The organism is Citrobacter sp. CRE-46 (assembly GCF_059615875.1).
Genome location: NZ_CM184341.1, coordinates 2,933,890 through 2,952,230, shown reverse-complemented (window position 1 = coordinate 2,952,230; position 18,341 = coordinate 2,933,890). Strand labels below are relative to the sequence as shown.

At 49.4% G+C, this 18,341-nt stretch carries 16 protein-coding genes and 1 other RNA gene; 5 read left to right on the top strand and 12 right to left on the bottom strand.

Annotated elements, in window-relative coordinates:
• The first annotated feature begins 356 nt into the window (after positions 1-356).
• Positions 357-1,247, top strand: a complete 891-nt coding sequence (locus AC534G_RS14350) for an AraC family transcriptional regulator (RefSeq protein ID WP_085049447.1) — start codon at positions 357-359, stop codon at positions 1,245-1,247.
• 54 nt (positions 1,248-1,301) lie between these two features.
• Here the strand turns inward: AC534G_RS14350 and AC534G_RS14345 are convergent, their stop codons facing one another.
• The 9 genes from AC534G_RS14345 to ydiK form a co-directional block, all read right to left on the bottom strand.
• Positions 1,302-2,453 carry an acyl-CoA dehydrogenase gene (locus AC534G_RS14345; RefSeq protein WP_038640230.1) on the bottom strand — a complete coding sequence of 384 codons (1,152 nt, stop codon included), beginning with the start codon at positions 2,451-2,453 and terminating at the stop codon, positions 1,302-1,304.
• A 13-nt stretch (positions 2,454-2,466) separates the two neighbouring features.
• Entirely contained in the window at positions 2,467-4,062 is a 1,596-nt protein-coding gene (locus AC534G_RS14340) for an acyl CoA:acetate/3-ketoacid CoA transferase (RefSeq protein ID WP_110498189.1), read from the bottom strand.
• 157 nt (positions 4,063-4,219) lie between these two features.
• Positions 4,220-4,978 (bottom strand): type I 3-dehydroquinate dehydratase, encoded by a 759-nt coding sequence (aroD, locus tag AC534G_RS14335; RefSeq protein ID WP_110498187.1) that lies wholly within the window; start codon positions 4,976-4,978, stop codon positions 4,220-4,222.
• A gap of 36 nt (positions 4,979-5,014) precedes the next feature.
• Positions 5,015-5,881 (bottom strand): quinate/shikimate dehydrogenase, encoded by an 867-nt coding sequence (gene ydiB, locus AC534G_RS14330; RefSeq protein WP_069324249.1) that lies wholly within the window; start codon positions 5,879-5,881, stop codon positions 5,015-5,017.
• A gap of 21 nt (positions 5,882-5,902) precedes the next feature.
• Positions 5,903-7,138 carry an MFS transporter gene (locus tag AC534G_RS14325; protein WP_038640238.1) on the bottom strand — a complete coding sequence of 412 codons (1,236 nt, stop codon included), beginning with the start codon at positions 7,136-7,138 and terminating at the stop codon, positions 5,903-5,905.
• Positions 7,139-7,376: 238 nt separating this feature from the next.
• Positions 7,377-8,597, bottom strand: coding sequence for an MFS transporter (locus AC534G_RS14320; protein WP_038640240.1), 1,221 nt, complete (start codon positions 8,595-8,597; stop codon positions 7,377-7,379).
• A gap of 48 nt (positions 8,598-8,645) precedes the next feature.
• Positions 8,646-9,002, bottom strand: a complete 357-nt coding sequence (locus AC534G_RS14315) for a YdiL family protein (RefSeq protein ID WP_038640241.1) — start codon at positions 9,000-9,002, stop codon at positions 8,646-8,648.
• A gap of 158 nt (positions 9,003-9,160) precedes the next feature.
• Positions 9,161-9,268, bottom strand: an RNA gene (gene rprA / locus AC534G_RS14310) — antisense sRNA RprA.
• A 184-nt stretch (positions 9,269-9,452) separates the two neighbouring features.
• Positions 9,453-10,553 carry an AI-2E family transporter YdiK gene (ydiK, locus tag AC534G_RS14305; RefSeq protein ID WP_069324246.1) on the bottom strand — a complete coding sequence of 367 codons (1,101 nt, stop codon included), beginning with the start codon at positions 10,551-10,553 and terminating at the stop codon, positions 9,453-9,455.
• A 213-nt stretch (positions 10,554-10,766) separates the two neighbouring features.
• On the opposite strand from ydiK, the gene ydiJ reads away from it, so the two are divergent.
• The 3 genes from ydiJ to AC534G_RS14290 all read left to right on the top strand — a co-directional run bounded on the left by ydiJ (position 10,767) and on the right by AC534G_RS14290 (position 14,496).
• The gene (gene ydiJ / locus AC534G_RS14300; protein ID WP_110498183.1) at positions 10,767-13,823 is read left to right on the top strand and encodes a D-2-hydroxyglutarate dehydrogenase YdiJ; all 3,057 of its coding nucleotides are present in this window, start codon (positions 10,767-10,769) and stop codon (positions 13,821-13,823) included.
• Positions 13,820-14,230 carry a 1,4-dihydroxy-2-naphthoyl-CoA hydrolase gene (gene menI / locus AC534G_RS14295; RefSeq protein WP_110498181.1) on the top strand — a complete coding sequence of 137 codons (411 nt, stop codon included), beginning with the start codon at positions 13,820-13,822 and terminating at the stop codon, positions 14,228-14,230. The genes ydiJ and menI overlap by 4 nt, the downstream gene beginning before the upstream one ends.
• A gap of 77 nt (positions 14,231-14,307) precedes the next feature.
• Positions 14,308-14,496 carry a YdiH family protein gene (locus AC534G_RS14290; protein ID WP_029139522.1) on the top strand — a complete coding sequence of 63 codons (189 nt, stop codon included), beginning with the start codon at positions 14,308-14,310 and terminating at the stop codon, positions 14,494-14,496.
• Positions 14,497-14,563: 67 nt separating this feature from the next.
• Here the strand turns inward: AC534G_RS14290 and AC534G_RS14285 are convergent, their stop codons facing one another.
• Positions 14,564-15,415, bottom strand: coding sequence for a Vmh family MBL fold metallo-hydrolase (locus AC534G_RS14285; RefSeq protein ID WP_087856676.1), 852 nt, complete (start codon positions 15,413-15,415; stop codon positions 14,564-14,566).
• Between the two features lie 122 nt (positions 15,416-15,537).
• Here AC534G_RS14285 and AC534G_RS14280 point away from each other — a divergent pair, with 122 nt between their 5' ends.
• Complete coding sequence (locus AC534G_RS14280) at positions 15,538-16,425, top strand: LysR family transcriptional regulator (protein ID WP_110498179.1); 888 nt, start codon at positions 15,538-15,540, stop codon at positions 16,423-16,425.
• Between the two features lie 541 nt (positions 16,426-16,966).
• On the opposite strand, the gene AC534G_RS14275 is transcribed toward AC534G_RS14280, so the two are convergent.
• Both AC534G_RS14275 and AC534G_RS14270 read right to left on the bottom strand, forming a co-directional pair.
• Positions 16,967-17,413 (bottom strand): DUF3828 domain-containing protein, encoded by a 447-nt coding sequence (locus AC534G_RS14275; RefSeq protein ID WP_069324241.1) that lies wholly within the window; start codon positions 17,411-17,413, stop codon positions 16,967-16,969.
• Between the two features lies 1 nt (position 17,414).
• Positions 17,415-17,777: a CHAP domain-containing protein gene (locus AC534G_RS14270; protein WP_110498178.1), complete on the bottom strand. Its 363-nt coding sequence runs from the start codon at positions 17,775-17,777 to the stop codon at positions 17,415-17,417.
• Positions 17,778-18,341 lie beyond the last annotated feature (564 nt).

Sequence of the window (18,341 nt, the reverse complement as noted above, 5' to 3'; positions counted from 1 at the left end):
GGCGGGAATGCTTGTTTCATAAACGAGAGCCCGGGGTTGTGTACTGAAGAAAAAAAATAGCAAACACACCAGGAAAGGATAATTGCGAAATGCATCCTGTTTTTTATCGTTTCTACGCTTAATTTGTTTCTGATATGTAAATTGTTAATGTTGAATTAATAACATTTACTCTTATCAGTTTTTATAAAACGGGAATAATCGTAGAGAACAGCGAGATAGCGCCGGAGGTATCATCTTGCAGTCGACGCAAATAATTTTGTTTCGCCAGCAAGGAATAACGTTGTATAACATCATTATTGTTTTCGCTTTCTGATATTAATTATTCGCAAAATTACTGCCTTTAGGTGGAGGTTGTCATGTATCAACGCTGCTTTGATAATGCCATGGAGACCCTTTTTGAGCAGGGGAAAACGCCGAGACTTTCCCGATTCGTTATTAGCGATGATCCTAACTGGGAGTCCGGCCATCATGTTCATGATAATGAAACGGAGCTTATCTATGTTAAAAAGGGGGTTGCAAGATTAATCATCGACTCTTCGCTGTATGTCGCGCATGCCGGGGACATTGTGGTGATTGAACAAGGGCGATTGCATGCGGTTGCATCTGATACCAGCGCACCGGCTACCACTTACACCTGCGCGCTCTACGGTTTCCGGTTTAACGGCTGGCAGGATAATCAGCTATTGCAGACGCACTCGTGTCCGGTCATTAACGTCAGTCAGGGTAAAGAGGTTATTAAGAGTATTTTTAATGAACTGGGGGTGATGCTCCCGCAGAGCAAGAACAACCTGACATCTTCCGCTTATGACGCATTCGCGTATGCATTAACCGTGTTATATTACGAAAACTTTAAAAATGCTTACCGCTCTGAACAAGGATATATTAAAAAAGATGTCTTAATTAAAGATGTACTGGTCTATTTAAATAACAATTTCCGCGAAAAAATCACTCTCGAACAGTTATCTAAAAAATTCCGCGCCAGCGTGAGCTATATCTGCCATGAATTTACCAAGGAGTATCGTATTTCACCCATCAATTATGTTATTCAGCGACGAATGACGGAGGCGAAATTTTCCCTGACTAATACCGAGGCCTCGTTGGCGGAAATTTCGTGGCGGGTAGGGTATGAAAACGTCGATCATTTTGCCAAACTTTTTCAGCGGCATGTGGGATGTACTCCCAGCGATTATCGTAGGCAGTTTAAAAATAACCTTGCTGAGCAAGAATGCCTGATGCCTGAAGTCTGATTCCCCCGCACCGTCCCGGATAGCGCATCTGCGCTATCCGGTCAGTTATACCGCTTACTTATTTTGATAATCTTTCAGGATTTGGCGACCCGCGACGTAAATCATGATTTCATCGGTACCACCGCCAATGCGCTCACAGCGGACATCGCGCCAGAATCGGGATACGCGTGCTTCATCGGTGTAACCCAGCCCGCCCATAATCTGAATCGCGTCGTCAATCACTTCCATTGCCGTACGGGCGCAATACAGTTTTGCCAGCGCCGCACTGGTGCGCAGCGACTGTTCCTGATCGGCCTGCCAGGCGACCTTCAGCACCATATTACGCATGTTTTCGATTTTTATTGCCATCAGAGCCAGTTTTTCCTGGATCATCTGGTTATGACCAATTGGCTTACCAAATGCGATGCGTTGGTTAGCGTAACGAGCGGCATCTTCGAAGGCGCATTCGGCAAAACCCGTGCTGCGCGCGGCGTTGATCAGGCGTTCCATTTCAAAGTTGTACATTACATTAAGGAAGCCCATGCCTTCTTCGCCGACCATATCGCTTTCGTCCACTTCAACGTTATCAAGATAGACTTCGCAGGTGCTTAACATGTGCCAGCCGATTTTATGCAGCGGGTTAACCTTAATGCCAGGTTTCTTTGAATCCACCCACCATAGCGTAAAGGCTTTCTTCGGATCTTTCGGCTCCGGGTCGCGAGCCAGTACCAGCATGTACGGATACTCTTTAGCGCCGGTGATAAATGTTTTTTGCCCGTTGAGATACACCTTGCCGTTTTTGCGGGTATAGCTGGTGGTGGCGCTGTTATTATCGGAGCCTGCTCCCGGTTCGGTTAATGCCAGCGCATACGCTGGATCGCCCGTTTCCATGGTGCTTTCTGCCGTTTTACGCAGCTGCTCGGCGGAGCCAAAACGTCGCATGCTGTGGATGCACTGGCCATTGGTGATCAAAAATGCGGGCGCGCCACATTTTGACACTTCCATCAGCGCCAGCATCTGGGTGACGTAATCAGCCGGGATGCCGCCAAACTCTTCCGGAACACCCAGCATCGAAATACCGTTGTCCGCAAGGGCTCGCATAAATTCCTTCGGATAAGTCGCCGTCTGATCGCAGGTGCGGAAATACTCTTCCGGGAAATTGCTGGTAATCAGTTCGCGAATGCTGGCAAGCAACAGTTCTTGTTCTTCAGTTAATGAAAAGTCCATCAGGGTACTCCTTTTAATTGGCTGCGTCGGGTAATACAAAGCCCATCGAGGCATCGATAAATAATCTTTCGTCCATCAGTTTCAGGTCTGGGGAAATAATCGGAGTGAAGTCCATTTTGTCGAGAATGTCTTCCTGTAAAGAGACCCCTGGCGCAATTTCAACTAAATGGAGGCCATCTTCTTTTAACGTAAATACAGCGCGTTCGGTGATGTAGCGCACATCGAGACCACGCTCAAGGGCAATTTTTCCACTGAACGTGACTTCAGGTAATTCGTTAACGAATTTTTTCACCCGACCTTCCTGCACGATATTTAACTTGCCGTCGGCAACTTCCGTTTTCAAACTTCCGGCAGTTAACGTGCCGCAAAAAATAATTTTCCTTGAGGTGGCGCTAATATCGATAAAACCGCCGGTGCCCATGATTTTGCCATTGAATTTATGTACGCCGACATTGCCGTGCCGATCCACTTCAGCAAAACTTAAATAACACACATCCAGCCCGCCGCCGTGGTAGAAGTCAAACTGGGAGGTCATATCCAGAATGGCGCGGGTGTTGACGTTGGCACCAAACGCGATACCCTGAGACGTAATACCGCCAATCGGGCCGGTTTCGACCGTCAGAATAAAATCGTCGGCACAACCTTCTTCGCGTGCGACAAGGCCAATCCCGTCGGCGATGCCCACGCCAACGTTGCCGACCGCGCCTTTACGCATTTCGAACAGCGCGCGTCTGGCCACCAGTTTACGCTGGTTAAGCGGCAGGGCTGTTTGCTGGCTGTCATCGAGGACAAAATCGCCGGAAATAAAACGGTTAACCGGCGCGCCACCGTACAGTTGCGTTTGGTCGGGGTCGATGACCACAATATCGACCAGATAGCCCGGAATACGCACCGCTTTCGGATGCAACGTGGCTTTCTTCACCATTTTTTGTACCTGCATCATGACGATGCCGCCGTTGTTGTGTACGGCCTGAGCAATCACCAGCGCATCGAGATACATCACTTCATCTTCAAAGGTGGCGTAGCCTTCGCTATCGCAGGTAGTCGCGCGAATAAACGCGATGTTTGGCGCAATGGCTTTATAATAGAGGTACTCTTTGTTATCGATTTCCACCAGTTTGATCAGATCTTCGGTCGTTACCTCATTCAGTTTGCCGCCCTGTTGGCGAGGATCGACAAACGTACCGATGCCGATATCACTCAGAATGCCAGGCTGGTGGGCTGCTGATGCTCGCAGAGCTTGGGTTAATACGCCCTGAGGATAGTTATAGGCGGCGATTTTATTCTGCTCCGCCAGGTCGGAGATTCGTGGCGATTGTCCCCAGTGGCCGCAGAGCGCCCATTTGACTAAACCTTCCTGCGCCAGCGGGCTAATTCCGCGGTCGGCGCGGTCGCCTAAACCCGTTGGGCTAATTAATGATAAATTACATGGTGACTGCGTGTTTTTGTATTTTTCTGCCAATGCATTAATTAATGTGGTTGCTTCAAGAATACCGCCGCCTGCGCCTAATACGCAGAGGGTTGCTTCATCAGGAATATAATTAATGGCTTCTGCTGCGGATAATACAGGTACCCGACCATCGATACGGTTTGGTCTTGGAAATTTCATATAAACTCCAGATTATATGCGTGCGACTACCTGTCGCTATAGTCGACAATAATATTGTGAGTTAATTTAATCAGGCTTAGCTGCCAGCCAGATATTCGTGGTTAAGCGAATATCTGGGGCAGGGCATTGCTAATAGTGATGTGGATATATTCTGCTATTAAGCCTGATGCAATATTGTTAATACAGTACGCAGATCGGCGACCGAAATTTGTCCCGGGGCCGACGCTTTTTTCACGGCGCCAAAGGTGGCTGCTGAACCGAAAACCTCGCCGGAGAGACGTGAAATCACCCCAGTTTTAGCCATCGACATGGTAATTATCGGCCGGTCCGCATAGCGCTCTTGCATTTCCAGCGTAGCGCCCAACAGTGTCAGCACATCCGTTTTGTTTTGCGGCATCAGGGCGATTTTAGGAATATCCGCGCCAAGTTCCTGCATTTTACGCAGACGCTGGATGATCTCCTCTGCGGCAGGTGTCTTATGGAAATCATGATTCGACATAATCACGCTGACATTTTTCGCGTGGGCATGTTCGACGGCCGCTTTAACCAGCTCATCACCGGTGAAAAGCTCCAGGTCGATCATATCCACCAGACCGCTGTCTATTGCTGCACGGTTAAGTGCAATATAGTTTTCGACAGACAGTGCCTGTTCACCGCCTTCTTTGGCGCTGCGGAAGGTGAAAAGTAGCGGTTTGTCCGCTATCACATCGCGGATGGCGCGAGCCGCTTCCAGCACGGCATCTGTGGAAGAGACATCGCTGAAATGGTCAACGCGCCATTCCAGAATGTCGAAATCCGCTTCGCGATAGGCCAGCGCTTCGCTTTTTACCGTGGCGATGTCTTTACCCATCAGCGAGACAATGATCTTCGGCGCACCCTCGCCAATGACGAGGTTTCTTACGGTTACGGTTTTCATTGATTACCCTTTAAATATATTACAAATGCGTGCCCGTCAGGCTGCAAAACCCATAACCTGTTTCACATACTCCAGTGGGAAATCTTTCCCGGTCCAGAGTTTGAACTGTTCAGCCCCTTGCCATAACAACATGCCGTAACCATCAATTGTTTTGCAACCCGCAAGTTGCGCCTGTTGCAATAATTTGGTCATATGCGGGTTATAAACGCATTCAGTCACCAGCAGCTCCGGGCGCAGCAGGGAAACGTCGGTCACGAGAGATTCGTTGTCCAGCGGCTTCATGCCGACTTTTGTGCCGTTGGTCAGAATATCCGCGCTGGCGAGGGCATCGGCAAATGCTTGCCGATCGGCGAGATCGATAACGGTCACGACGCAATCGGTGTTTTCATTGACGCGTTTGGCGAATGCCTGCGCCTTTTCAAAGAATTCATCTTTACGGTTAAACAGCTTAATTTCTTTGATGCCTTCAATGGCCGCCTGCGCGCCAATGGCTGTCGATGCGCCGCCCGCGCCCAACAGTACCATGGTTTTACCTTTAATATCGAAGCCGCTTTCTTTAATGGCGCGAATATGACCGGTGCCATCGGTATTGTAACCGCGCAGGTAACCATCATCGTTCACGATGGTATTGATTGCGCCGACCAGTTTGGCCGCAGGGGTCAATTCATCAACATATTCACATGCCAACTGCTTATTGGGCATAGAGACCCCGGTGCCGCGCATCTTCAACGCTTTCAGTCCGGCAATGGCATTGGCAAACGTTGAGTTATCGACTTCAAATGCCATGTAGGTAAAAGGTAGTCCCGCTTTTTCTAATGCCTTGTTTTGCATTTCTGGTGACAGACTATGTCTGATAGGGTAGGCCATTAAGCCAATCAGTTCATATTTAGCAGTTACGTCCATTTGATACTCCTTCTAAACAATTTATTGAAAATAACGTTCGCCCAACCGCACATCATTTTTGGGAATATCAAATACGCGGTAGTAACGAATAAAGACGATGATGGCGGTGATGAAGGCCAGCAGAGCAAATGCAAAGTCCAGCAAAATGATGTATTGCAGGCCAATGTTAGAAAGGTATCCGGTGATTAATGGGATAATAAAATTGGCCACGCCACCCATCATCATATAAACACTGGTGACTTTGGCTTTGCTCCTGGGGAAAAACTCTGACATCACCGAGACGCCAAGCTGTAAAATACCGCCAGCGGCAGAGAAACCAATCAGAAATGAACCGGCGTTACACACCAGCGGAGAGGGATATAAATAGATGACCGCTGCGGTGATGGTTGCCAGCGCGGCGTTAAACACATTTGCCCATATCGGTCGAACCATTTTTTTCAGCAGGGCGGCAAAAATAAATACGCAGACCAACGAGCCCATACTGTAGTAAGAGATCGTTTTCAGGGCATCGGCTTCCGCCATGCCGGCAAACGCCATGGCGTATTTCGGCATCCAGACCACGATGACGTAAAAGGTTGAAAACGCCGCGACACCGAACATCACGGAAGCGACGCCTTCCAGCCAGACCAACGGTTTGCTGTTCATCTGTGGCAGCTCTTTGGCGATACCGGCATCCACCATCTGGCTGGGAAAGCGGCTTTTTAACAGCATCAGGGTGATAACGACGAACAGTACGCCAGGGATAATGACCGCATAGCCGTACCAGATATGGTTGAGCAGCATGGTGCTGACGACAATGGGGTAGAGCATCTGCCCGAACGAGACCATCGCTTTAACCAGGATAACAGCCGATCCTGATGCTTTGGGGAAGCATTCCATTAATGCCGGATAGCCACCGGTATCCAGCGCCGAGTTAGCCACGCCAACGCAAACAGCCAGAATAAAGGCAATCAGCAGATTAGGGCTGGCGGGAATACCGAAGAAAAACAGCATATACAGAATAGCGCCTAACAGAATGATCGCCCGGCGGCCAAACTTATCTGAGAGCACACCAAAGAATAAAATACTCACCAGTCGCCCCAAACCAATGCCTGAAATTAAATAGGCAATCCCGGCATTGTCGGTGGAGAACTTTTCTGCGAGAGACGTCATATTTTGCGCCAGCGTAATGACGCTAATGCCGTGGAGAAAATAACTTAAATAAATACAGATTATCGCCAGAAGAAATGGCGTGTTAAAGGTCTTGTTTTGAGACATTTTCACAACTCCTTGCGGATTTTAAAATTATTTCGTGCTTGACGATATTTTTAAATTTCGGCGACCTTGTGCTTAATATACCGTTCAGTAGACACATTACCTACATAGCATGGCGTTTAACTTACCAGGTATTTTGCATCTTAAACTGTGAATTTAATTCTTCCTGATGACTTTTCGCTGATAATTTAAAAGGGCAGCCAATTATGTTGCAGAAGGGATGAACAATATTGCATCCCCGTTATTCTGCGACCGTCGCCATTTTTAGTTGATGTTTTAATGCGGCGCGGCTGCGATACCCAATAAACAGCGCCAACAGGAAACCGACAGCGGCGATACCGGCATCAAACCACATGATATGAGCAATGCTGGTCTCTGAGATTCTTGCTGTGATCAGCGGAATGGTGAAAGTCGCAATGCTGCCCGCGCTGTAGTAAATGCCGGTCGCTTTACCCTTTGCATGTGGAAAGCGTGCCGCCATCAGCGTTAAACCGATTTGCACCACGCCTCCGGCTGAAGAAAATCCAATGACAAACGCAAAGGTGATAACCACGTAGGGTGTCGGGTGCAGGCAAACCACCAGCAGCGCAATAAATGAAATAAAGGTGTACAGCATCAACAACAATGTCGCGCGTTCCGCTTTGCGCGCCAGTGGAGCAGTAATCAATACGCACAGCAAAGAGCCGCAGGTGTAAATGCTTAACAATTTGATAGATAACGTATAAGGCATGCCAGCAACAAACTGTCCGTACTGCGCCAGCCACTGGCTTACCAGATAAAATGTCGCCATGGCGATATAGCCATACAGAGTGTAACAGGCAAGATCGAGAATCGAGCAACGATGTTCAGATTGTTGTGTTTCCCGTTTAGCAGGTAATGCCTTGATGGAAGTTTGATTTCCTGGATGCGCCGGGAAGCGACAGCGAAACAAAAACACGCCGTTGATTATCATAATGGCGGCCGCCAGCAGGAAGGACCAGCCAAACCAAAGCTCGGCCCACACCAACAAACTGATAATCATAGGAAGCAGAAACTGGCCGCTGGAGACGAAGGCTTTTATTAATATATTGGCTGTACTGGGCGAGCGGGGAAACGCCTCCATCAGGCTGGGATAGGTTCCGGCATCGAGAAAACTGTTGGCCATTCCCGCCAGAAAGCCAAAGGCATAGGCGATAAAAATACTATGCGTATTGATGATGCCAACAAAGAAAATCAGGTAGCAGATCATGCCGAAAATAATAAACGGTCGGCGGCCATAGCGATCGGAGAGCATGCCAGCCATTAATAAGACACTTAAACGACCGATGCCCAGCGAGGAAATAACGATCGAGACGCCCGCGGCGTTGGTTTGCCACTGGTGTTCAAGCGAAGACATATTGAGGCTCATCAGAATGACCCCCATGCCGTGAACCAGGTAATTAAAGTACAGCCCTATCGCAGTGGAGAAATAGGTGTTTTTCATAATGTGTTACTCAGCGAAGAGGCTAAATTGGTATGGCGTTGTAAATGCTTAACACAAACGCTCAAGGTCGTGAGCGTAGAGCTCAACGGCAGCCGATTGATAGATTTTCCAGTCGAGGAAATCGTTGTGGTGATAAACCGTCTGAAATGAGTTCAGATCGGGGAAAAAACGCATAGTGTTATTACCAATGCGGTTATTAATTTTGTCGATAACTGCATTAATTCTTACTTTCCGTCTGGCTTTCATTTCTTTACAAATGTGCGCGATGTACTCCGGGATTTCCCTTTCGCCATTTTCCCATTGTTGCCATGCGGCAACATTATTATCACGCGAGATATACATCGCGCTTTCTTCCACCGTCATAGCAAAAATATGGCGGATAGCCTGCAGTTCCAATGCGTTCATTATTTGATCACCTCATAAAAGACGGTGGAATAGTAATAGCATTGCTGTGGATATTTCGGCTTGAAGAGAGTCACAGTATCTTGTGCAATATTATTTGTTGTATAGCAGGGAAGAGGTACTGAGTTTTGCAGCCAGTCGAGTGCAGAGGTGAGTGAAGGACAAAAAAAAGCCCATCGTGGGAGATGGGCAAAGACTACACACAGCAATTCGTTGTTTCACTCAGGGGAATTCCATGCTTATAAATCAATGTGTTGATCTACAGCCTTGAGCTAATAGTAGGCATACTGATTTTTCGCGTCGATCAGATTCATCTCAATAGTTTAAAAACTGTAAAGAATTTGCGACATAAATGAGTGCTGCGAGGAGAGTACCGTTCGGTTTAACTCAGTACCGGGACGGGATAGATTAACATTGCTAAACAATCAGGCGGCAATGCCGCCTGACGTTGGATTACTTATTGCTTTCAATTTCTGCGAGGAGTTCGTCTGGATCGCTCCCCGGCGCAGGCGCTTCATTCACCCAGGCAGAGAACAGACGCCAGGACACGGCCAGGACTACCGGGCCGATAAACAGACCAATCATGCCGAATGCAATTAATCCGCCGATGACCCCGGAAAGGATAAGGATCAGCGGCAAATCGGCGCCCATACGAATCAACATTGGGCGAATGACGTTATCCAGCGTTCCGACCACACCGCTCCACACCAGCAGTACGGTGCCCCAGGTTGAATCCCCGGTCCAGTACAGCCAGATAATGGCCGGGACCAGCACCGGCAGCGGCCCCAGTTGTACCAGGCAGGAGAGGATCATTAATACTGCCAGCAGCGTCGCATACGGCACGCCGGTTACCGCCAGACCAATGCCGCCGAGGACCGCCTGTACCAGAGCCGTAACCACAACACCTAACGCAACAGCGCGAATGGCCTGCGCCGCCAGCAGAATGGCGGCATCACCGCGTTTAGATGCCAGTCGACACGCGAAATGACGGATCCCTAACGCCACCTGCTCACCACGCCAGTACAGCAGGGCGCTGAATAGCAGCATCAGGCCACAATGCATCATAAAGCGGCCGATATGCGCAGCCTGGCCGACAAACCAGGTCGTTGTGGCGCCGACATAAGGCCGAACTTTGGCCATAATGGCTGCGCCGCCCATATCCAGCAGGCTGTGCCATGCGCCATACATTTTGGCGCCCACCAACGGAATGCTGTTCAACCACGCCAGATCCGGCAGCGTCATATCGCCAGCGGTGACGGCATGGATCAACGGTCCGCTGCCATCAACAATGCTATTAACCAGCAGCGCAATAGGAATGATAAACAACATTACTAACAGCAGGGTCATTACCAGCACCGCCAGTGAACGGCGTCCCCACAGCAGTTTTTGCAAGCGTAACAGGATAGGCCAGGTTGCGATGACCACCGTACCCGCCCATGCAAAACCGAGGATAAAGGGCTGCACAATCCAGAGACAGGCCACAATCATGATGGCTAAAAACAGCACCGTTAGCAGCACTTGCGCAATATCCCTGGGCTGACGAAAATTTACCATAAATACTTTTCACCTTTGTCTTTGCGTCAGAACGTTGACGCGACGTGAACACTTAAATCACACCCTATAATGATGAGCAATTTCAGCGGTTTTGAACAGGCGGATTCTGCCTGTAAATCTGCTGAGCGTATTAGAAAAAAATGTGATACAACAAACAAAGAAACACGCAAACGATTAAATTCACAACACAGACCGCAGGAAAGGGTCACTATAATGATTCCACAAATTTCTCAGGCGCCAGGTGTCGTTCAACTGGTGCTCAATTTTTTGCAGGCGCTGGAGCAGCAAGGATTCACGGGCGATACGGCAACGAGCTACGCCGATCGGCTGACAATGTCGACGGATAACAGTATCTATCAGCTGCTTCCTGATGCTGTGGTTTTCCCGCGTTCAACGGCAGATGTGGCGCTGATCGCCCGTCTGGCGGCTGAACCTCTTTTTTCGTCGTTGATTTTTACCCCGCGCGGCGGCGGTACCGGGACGAACGGTCAGGCGCTGAATCAGGGCATTATTGTTGATATGTCCCGTTATATGAGTCGCATTATTGAAATCAACCCGCAGGAAGGTTGGGTGCGGGTCGAAGCCGGGGTAATCAAAGATCAGCTCAACCAGTTTCTGAAGCCTTACGGCTATTTCTTTGCCCCGGAATTATCCACCAGTAACCGGGCAACGTTGGGCGGGATGATCAATACCGACGCATCCGGACAAGGTTCGTTGGTTTACGGTAAAACCTCCGATCACGTGCTGGGTATCCGCGCGGTGCTGATGGGCGGCGATATTCTTGATACCCAGCCAATGCCGATCGAACTCGCCCAAACGCTGGGCAACAGCAATACCACTATTGGCCGCATCTATAAGACGGTGTATGAGCGGTGTCGTGATAACCGGCAGCTTATTCTTGATAAATTCCCCAAACTCAATCGCTTCCTTACCGGTTACGATCTCCGACACGTCTTCAACGACGAGATGACCGAATTTGATTTAACCCGCATTCTTACCGGCTCAGAAGGTACGCTGGCGTTTATTACCGAAGCGCGCCTGGATATCACGCCGTTGCCCAAAGTCAGGCAATTGGTCAACGTCAAGTATGACTCGTTTGATTCAGCATTGCGTAACGCCCCGGTTATGGTGGAAGCGCGCGCACTGTCTGTAGAAACCGTTGACTCCAAAGTGCTTAATCTGGCGCGGGAAGATATCGTCTGGCATTCGGTAAGTGAGTTGATAACCGACGTACCGGATAAAGAAATGCTGGGCCTGAATATCGTCGAATTTGCGGGTGACGATGAAGCATTGATTGATGCTCAGGTCAGGGCGCTGTGCGAACGCCTGGACGGCTTAATTGCCCGTCAGGAAGCCGGTGTCATTGGTTGGCAACTGTGTACTGAACTCGCGGGCGTGGAGCGCATTTACGCCATGCGTAAAAAAGCCGTCGGTTTGCTGGGAAATGCGAAAGGTTCCGCGAAGCCTATTCCGTTCGCTGAAGATACCTGCGTTCCACCGGAGCATCTGGCTGACTACATTGCAGAGTTCCGTGCGCTGCTCGACAGCCACGGTCTGAGTTATGGCATGTTTGGCCACGTGGATGCCGGCGTGCTGCACGTCAGACCGGCGCTGGACATGTGTGACCCGCAGCAAGAAGTGCTGATGAAACGCATTTCTGACGATGTGGTCGCGCTGACGGCAAAATATGGTGGTTTGCTGTGGGGCGAACATGGGAAAGGTTTTCGTGCAGAATACAGTCCGGCGTTTTTCGGTGACGAACTGTATCGCGAATTGCGCAAAGTGAAGTCGGTATTTGATCCGCAAAACCGGCTGAACCCGGGGAAAATCTGTCCACCGGAAGACGTTGACGCGCCAATGATGAAAGTGGATGCCGTTAAGCGCGGGACTTATGACCGACAGATCCCACTGGCGGTGCGGCAAGAGTGGCGCGGAGCAATGGAGTGTAACGGCAACGGGTTATGCTTTAACTTTGATGCGAAAAGCCCCATGTGCCCGTCGATGAAAATCAGCCTCAACCGTATCCACTCGCCGAAAGGCCGTGCCACGCTGGTACGTGAATGGCTGCGTCTGTTGGCGGATCGCGGAATTGACCCGATACAGCTGGAAAAAGAGCTACCGGAAAAACGCGCCAGTTTACGCACGCTGATTGCCCGCACCCGCAACAGCTGGCATGCGCGTAAGGGCGAATACGATTTCTCGCATGAAGTCAAAGAGGCGATGTCCGGTTGTCTGGCGTGTAAAGCCTGTTCCACACAATGTCCGATTAAAATTGATGTACCGGAGTTCCGCTCGCGCTTCCTGCAACTGTACCACACGCGTTATCTGCGACCGTTGCGCGATCATATGGTGGCGACCGTTGAGAGCTATGCGCCGCTCATGGCGCGTGCGCCCAAAACGTTTAATTTCTTCATCAATCAGCCGCTGGTGCGTAATCTGGCTAAAAAGCACATCGGTATGGTGGATTTACCGTTGTTGTCTGCGCCGTCGCTGCAACGTCAGTTGGTTGGTCATCGTTCTGCCAACATGACACTGGAGCAGCTCGAATTACTCAGCCCGGAACAAAAAGCCCGTATGGTGCTGGTGGTACAGGATCCGTTCACCAGCTATTACGATGCGCAGGTGGTGGCTGATTTTATCCGTCTGGTAGAAAAACTGGGCTTACAGCCGGTACTGCTGCCGTTCTCGCCAAACGGCAAAGCGCAGCACATCAAAGGCTTTTTAAACCGTTTTGCCAAAACAGCGAAAAAGACATCTGAGTTTCTCAACCGGGTGGCGAAGCTGAATATTCCAATGGTGGGCGTTGATCCGGCGCTGGTGCTCTGTTATCGCGATGAATACAAGCTGGCGCTTGGAGAACAGCGGGGGGATTTCCATGTATTGCTGGTCAACGAATGGTTATCTACCGTTGTGGCGTCACAGCAGCCAACTGCTATTGCCGGTGAGCCGTGGTATTTCTTTGGTCATTGTACCGAAGTGACGGCCCTGCCAGGCGCGCCTGCGCAGTGGGCAGCTATTTTTGCCCGTTTTGGCGCCAGGCTGGAGAACGTCAGCGTGGGGTGCTGCGGCATGGCTGGCACTTATGGGCACGAAGTGAAAAATCACCAGAACTCACTGAGGATCTATGAGCTATCATGGCACCAGGCAATGCAACGACTGCCGCGAAATCGTTGTCTGGCTACCGGATATTCCTGTCGTAGCCAGGTTAAACGCGTTGAAGGCACGGGCGTTCGCCATCCATTACAGGCACTGCTGGAGATTATAGGATGATCTGGAAACGTGAAGTCACTCTTGAGGCGCTCAATGCCATGGGTGAAGGAAATATGGTGGGGTTGCTCGACATTCGCTTTGAACATATTGGCGACGATACCCTGGAGGCCACAATGCCGGTGGACCATCGCACCAAACAACCTTTTGGTTTACTACATGGCGGTGCATCGGTGGTGTTGGCGGAAAGCATGGGTTCGGTGGCCGGTTACCTGTGCACTCAGGGAGAGCAAAAAGTGGTGGGCCTTGAGGTTAATGCCAACCATGTTCGCTCTGCGCGGGATGGGTGTGTCAGAGGCGTGTGTAGCGCCATTCATACCGGCTCTCGCCATCAGGTATGGCAAATCGAAATCTTCGATGAGCAAGGGCGATTGTGTTGCACATCGCGTCTGACGACCGCTATTTTGTGATGCATATTGCTTTTGGTCATTATCTGCGCAGTGAATGGTGTTATACTGTGCAGGTTTTGAACACAAGCGAGGATGATATGTCTACCCAATTAGACCCGGCCCAACTGGCAATAGAGTTTTTACGTCGTGATAAAACCGATCTTTCACCGGCTCAGTACCTGAAAAGACTGAAACAGCTTGAGCTGGAGTTTGCGGATTTATTGACGCTCTCTTCAACAGAACTGAAAGAAGAGATCTATTTTGCCTGGCGCATGGGCGTTCATTGATTCCGGTATGCTTATTGTAATGTAACCCCGACATGCGTTCGGGGTTATTTTTGGCGTTAAATCTTGTTTACCACTTCATCTCACCGGTATTGACCTTCGCGCTTAGCTCCAGAGAGCTGGCGTCCGCCAGACCTGGCCATGCCGCCGTCATGGTTTTAATCACGTAAGCTGAACCTTTATTCGCGCTTAACGCCTGCTCAAATGACTGCAAATAGTCTCGGGTGAAGCGAATCGCTTTATCGCCTGTCGGGCGTTCGCCAATGTAATGCCCCGGAACCACCTGAGCGGGCTGTAAGTTCTGCATCTCGCTTAACACATTGCGCCACGCGGAACGCTGTTCAGCAGACTGCGTATCCGCCGTCCAGACATGAATACCCGAAGCCACGCCGGTACCGCCAATGATTGCGCGGTTCGCCGGGATCCAGACATACGCCGCATAATCGTTGGGATGGCGAAGTTCCAGCGTTTCGCCATCAACCGTGAAACGCGTTTGTGTGGTGGCTTGCGGCACGGTGAGTGATGTTGGCGCGCCGTCCTTCATTTGCGGGCCCCAGAACTGCAGTTTGGCCTCTTTCGTGGCGCGGATATGCTCAACCACATGCGGTGTTGCCAGCACTTTTACCTGTGGGAAGGCGTTGACGAGGGGCTGCAGACCGAAATAGAAATCCGGATCGCCGGAGGTGATTACGATGGCTTTCAGCGTCTTACCGCTGGCGCGAATCATCTGTACCAGTTGTTCGCCATCTTTGGTGCTGAACTGCGCATCAAACAAAATCGCCTCTTTCGGTCCTGAAACCAGCGTCGAGGAGACCGGGAAAATAGCCTTATCCTGCGGGTTGTAGACGTCCAGCTGGAGCGGGGCGGCAAAGAGTGAAGAGGAGAACAGGGGTAACAGCAGAGCCAGAGTTTTAACATTCATACCAGGTAACCTTGTGCAGGAAATTGTCTTTTGATAGTTCGCGTATTTTAAGGATATTTGCATCTGTTAGTATTCCTGTATCAGGGTATGCTGAGTTTCTTAAAACGATCGGATGGGATGCAATGGACAGAGTAATGGCGGCAACGGTATTCAACCATATCTGTGATTTGGGCAGCTTAAGCGCCGCCGCGCGAGCGCTGGGGCTTTCCAGACCGATGGTTAGTCGTTACCTCGACGAAATGGAAAAATGGGCGGGGGCAAGGCTTATCCATCGGTCGTCGCGTCGCCTGACGATCACGCCAGCCGGAGAAGAAGCGTTAGTGAAAACGCGTTCTCTGGCGCAACTTTCGCTGGATATTGCTGCCGCCAGTGCCGCGCAAATACCTTCCGGTACGCTACGTGTTGCTTGCGCGCACTATACCGCGATGCATATTCTTGCTCCGGTGCTGCCCACTTTTCTGGCGCGGTATCCGCAACTGCGCATTGAGGTTGAGATTAATAATCAACCGGTAAGTCTGGTCGGGGAACGCATCGATGTGGCGATCCGCATTACGGATACCCCCGAGCCTGGGACCATCGCCCGTCGATTGGGGGACTGTGAATCCGTGCTGTGTGCGTCTGTCGATTATCTGCATCAACATGGCACTCCTGAAACTCTCGACGATCTTACGCAGCATAACTGCCTCTATTACAGCGGTTTTGCCGGAAAATCCTGGCACTTTGTCGATGTACAAGGGCAGATGGTTTCTGTTGCGATCAAAGGGAATTTGAGCGCCGGGATCTCTTCGCTGCTCTGTGAGTCGGCGCTGGCGGGTATGGGCATTGCGCTGGTACCGGAGCCGGAAGCGCGAGAAGGGTTGGCGCAGGGAAAGTTAGTTCGGTTACTGCCAGAGCTACAGCCTAAACGCCTGCCAATATACGGGTTGTATCTTTCTCGTGAGCATCAGCCTGCGGGGTTACGCTTGTTGTTAGACGCAATTAGTGAAACAACGCGCGAATTATGTCATTGACTGCGCTCAAAAAACAATCAAACCGCAATTTGTGTTAAACAAAACTTATCCGGGAGTGAGATTATTCTTATGCCCCTTCAAGAGCTAAGCCATTACGAGTGCCGGAGATAAGCGCCGGATGGGGCCGGAACCCTTAAGCCTGCCAGCAAGCAGACTTAAGGGTTTTTTGTTATCAATGGGTCACGTACAAAACAGAAAAAATGGGACGGAGGCCCACCGTCAGGCATACACCTGAATACCTCCGTATGCGCGAATGCTGGGGGTAACCAGCATTCGTGGAGTGTTTAAGAGAGATTGATAGTATTAGCATCAGAGCTAAAATTCGTCCACGTTAGCAAAATCTGCCCTTGGGAATGGCGTCCAGGAATCAGTAATGCGAACAACCGCGCCATGTGTTTTTTATATGCGTCAAATATTGCCACATTCGCATTATGGTGAGAGGGATGGCGTAGAAGTTCGCGCAGACCTTTTTCTTTCCGGCGATATGGCAGGAGTATTCGCGAACGTGCCATGACACAGAACTCCTGTCATATCTCCGACCTCAGTGCCGTTCCAGGTTGCGTATGAATTGGAGGCTGGTGACAGATTGCACTTTCCAGAATCCGCTCTCTTTGACCATGCAATCAATGACAATATGTTTTTGTTCTTTTCCAAACGCTACGTAAACATTCACGCAAACCGGATCCGTATCACCCGCAATGGCGCTTACATTGCCTGGCCAATCTTCGCCTATGTCTTGAGCCTTTAAAAAAAAATCAGCATCATAAAAAACCTCATCATCATAATTTGGATCTTGTGTTCGCCTTAGTTTCTGCATCGTTGATGCAGTAACGTATTTATCAATATCCTTACCGTCGGTAATCGGAAAATTATTATTGTTAATTTGATTCACGTACCAGTTGTTAAATACAATAGCCTGATTAACAGGGTCGTTGGTTTTTGCCATTGCAGATGATGCCATGAGCAGAAAAAGCAGTAATTTTTTCATATTACTTGTGCCTGTATATGGTAACAGCGGGCTGGATTTCTCTGTACTGCGGCCCAGGGTATAAACTACGCTGTACGAAATCGGAGTACCAGGTCCCGGACCCATCGTAAATACAGGCGTGCCCATACTGGTTTGGGCCTGGTAAAGCATCAATAACCGCTATATCACCCTCTATTGGGGTGCCGTATGATTTGCTGAATCCTGCTTTTTCCAGTGATCTTGAAAAATTGTTGGCGTTAGCACTCTCGATCTTGACGCCATCAGCACGAATTGCTGCAGCTACTGCCCGAGCGCAATAACCTTGGCTTTTTTGATGCGCATGACTTCGCGCATACGAGACCGCATCGTGTTTGTTCCATGACATACATTTCCCTTAATAACATAATGAATCATAAGATAACATTACTCCGACACTTAATTCGAAATTGTATTTTATGGTGAAATTTAATTAACCAATATATATGTTGTTAATATTAATTATTAAATTGATAATTAAAGCGTATGACAATATTCAGGATTCAACATAATTAATGGATCTCATCGTAATTTGTGCAATAACGGTCAAGTGTGTACCTGTTCGACTGGCTTGTAAATGATGGGGTATAAATCTGGTAAGCGACTCGCATAATATCTTTTTTAAGAATCAATGGCGGAGAGTTTGGCGAAAATTTTGGGGACGCAGGAGGCGATATTTGGGCGCGTTAAATAATCCGCATTTGTCTATCACGATAAAAACTAAGATTACTGACTATATCATAATCGCAGGATTTCATTAAATTTTCAAAACCAATCCCTTAAATAGGTATTACCTATACATCTTTTGGCGTTTAACCTGCCTGAACGATTGGATTTTCATAATCCATTATTAATCAATGCATTGAAGAAAATAATCCATCTCTGATAACCCGCGCTGCAGGGTCTATGCTTA